This is a genomic window from Streptomyces sp. BR123 (assembly GCF_013401435.1).
In the GTDB taxonomy this organism is placed as follows: Bacteria; Actinomycetota; Actinomycetes; order Streptomycetales; family Streptomycetaceae; genus Streptomyces.
In genome coordinates, this window is the sequence record NZ_JACBGN010000566.1 from 1 (window position 1) to 1,777 (window position 1,777).

General features: G+C 75.4%; 2 protein-coding genes. Both read right to left on the reverse strand.

Annotated elements, in window-relative coordinates; all coding sequences use genetic code 11:
- Positions 1–6 precede the first annotated feature (6 nt).
- On the reverse strand, positions 7–687 hold the full coding sequence (locus tag HYE82_RS36285; RefSeq protein WP_179178477.1) for a DUF4129 domain-containing protein: 681 nt from the start codon (positions 685–687) through the stop codon (positions 7–9).
- A 7-nt stretch (positions 688–694) separates the two neighbouring features.
- Positions 695–1,777, reverse strand: a 1,083-nt coding sequence (locus HYE82_RS36290) for a glycerophosphoryl diester phosphodiesterase membrane domain-containing protein (RefSeq protein ID WP_179178478.1), incomplete at its 5' end; no start/stop codon positions are given.

Below are 1,777 nucleotides of genomic sequence, written 5' to 3' on the forward strand. Positions count from 1 at the left end.
GGGCGGTCATGCCGGGGGTCCCGTCAGGAGCGGCTTCGTACGGGTCAGGGTGAGGTCGAGGGTGCGCAGGCGGGCGTAGATCTCGGCGTCGGCGGTGCGGCCGCCGTAGGTGACGTCGTCGAAGGTGCGGGCGGCGGCGCGGAGGTCGGCGGCGTGGCCGGGGAGGGAGCGGGCGGCCTCGGCGGCGGCCTCGTCGGCGGTCCGGCCGGGGCGGGGGTCGAGGAGGGTGCGTTCTTCGAGGGAGCGGACGATGGCGCGCATGCGCTCCCGGACGGCGTCGTTCCAGCGGCCGGCGGCGGCATGGGCGTCGGCGGCGGTGCGGTGGTCGTCGGCGCTCGCGGGGCCGTCGTCGAAGAGGGCGGCCCCGCCGGTGGCGGTGCGGCGGGGGGTGCCGAGCCGCCACCACAGGGCGGCGAGGGCCAGGACGGCGAGGACGGCGACGGCGGCCAGGCCGAGGGTGCCGCCCGGGGTGGCGCTGCCGGCCCGGTCGAAGAGGTCGCCGACCCACTCCCAGAAGCGGTCCAGGGCGCGCTGGAGCAGCCCGGGGTCGTCCTGGTGGTAGAGCTGCTTGGACAGCTCGCGTTCGGCCGCCTCGCGGGCGGGCTCGCGCGGTGTCGTCACCGGTGGCGTCGGCTGCCCCGGCAGGAGCGCCGTGGTGTGTGTGATGAGGTCCCCCCTGGCCGCCATCGTCCGGTCAGCCTCCGGTGGGCGGGGCCGTCGGGTCCGAGCCGTAGTGCTCCAGGCCGGCGGCCCGGGCGAGCTCCAGGTCGAGGGCCTCGCGGCGGATGCGCTGGTCGACGTAGAGCAGGACGGTGACGCCGGACTGCATGGGCAGGGTGATCGTCTGGGCGATGACCGAGGCGACGCCGAGGATGACGAGGAAGGTCCAGTCGTCGAGGAGGGTGCCGTCCGCGAAGCCGCTGAACCCGCTGCCCGAGAGGGCGGCGCCCAGGAAGAGCATCGGGTAGATGATCACGGCGGAGACGAAGCCGGTGATCAGCGCGGTGAGGGCGGTGATGCCGAAGATGCGCCACCAGGAGCCGCGGACGAGCTTGGAGGAGCGCCGCAGGGCGGTGGGGATGCTGCTCTTCTCCAGCATCAGTGCCGGCGAGGCCAGGCTGAACTTGATCGCCAGCCAGATCAGCAGCGGGAAGGCGACCAGGACGCCGAGGAGGGCGAGGCCGATGCTGCGGGCGAGGACGGCGGGCAGGAGCAGCACGGCGACCAGGACGGCCGCGCCGATGCCCAGCAGCAGGGTCAGCCCGACCAGGTGCGGTAGCCGCGGGCGGGCGTCGTGCCAGGCCTCGGCGACCGTGGAGCTGCGGCCGAGCACGGCCCGGCTGAAGATCATCGTGAGCAGGGCGGTGGCCAGGATGCCGCCGATGAACTGGACGAAGAGGCTGGCGCTGCTGGACAGCAGGCTGGCGCCCATGGCGTCGAGGACCGCGGCCGGTCCGGCCTCCGGGTCCGGGGTGGGCAGGTCGGCCAGCGCGTACTTCTTCAGCAGCAGGTCGACGACCTGCACGATCGTCGCCACGACGAGGGAGACCGACAGGACCGAGCGCCACTGGCCGCGCATGGTGGCGACGGCGCCGTCGAGGATCTCGCCCATGTCGAGGGGGCGCAGCGGGATGGTGCCCGGCTTGGCGGCCGGGGGCTTGCCCCAGGGGCCGGGGGCGCCGGGGTAGCCGTACTGGCCGCCGTACGGGGCCTGCCCGGCGCCGGTGGGGCCCGCGGACGAGGCCCAGCTGCGCGGCGGGGCGGGCTGCTGGGGGAC

What these genes read in the sequence shown, in the direction of transcription:
- HYE82_RS36285 (WP_179178477.1), bottom strand. Translation starts at nt 687, where the DNA reads ATGGCGGCCAGGGGGGACCTCATCACACACACCACGGCGCTCCTGCCG.